Genomic DNA, 318 nt, shown 5'->3' on the forward strand with positions numbered 1-318 from the left:
GAACCATGCGGTTCAAAATATTATCCGGTATTAGCCCCGGTTTCCCGGAGTTATCCCAGTCTTATAGGTAGGTTACCCACGTGTTACTCACCCGTCCGCCGCTAACATCAGAGAAGCAAGCTTCTCATCTGTTCGCTCGACTTGCATGTATTAGGCACGCCGCCAGCGTTCATCCTGAGCCAGGATCAAACTCTCCATAAAAGAAGTAAGCTTGATAAGCTCATTTTTGATTGGTTAAGCCAATCACTCTGAAGTACTTTCAGTACTCAATTATTGGAATTAACGTTGACATATTGTCATTCAGTTTTCAATGTTCAT

Annotated in this window: 1 rRNA gene; it reads right to left on the reverse strand. The window is 43.4% G+C overall.

The window, feature by feature from the left end:
- Positions 1-201, reverse strand: a 16S ribosomal RNA gene (locus LQ622_RS14925); the annotation flags it as partial.
- Between the last annotated feature and the right edge of the window lie 117 nt (positions 202-318).

Origin of the sequence: Mammaliicoccus sp. N-M50 (genome assembly GCF_022386995.1) — a bacterium.
GTDB lineage: Bacteria > Bacillota > Bacilli > Staphylococcales > Staphylococcaceae > Mammaliicoccus > Mammaliicoccus sciuri_A.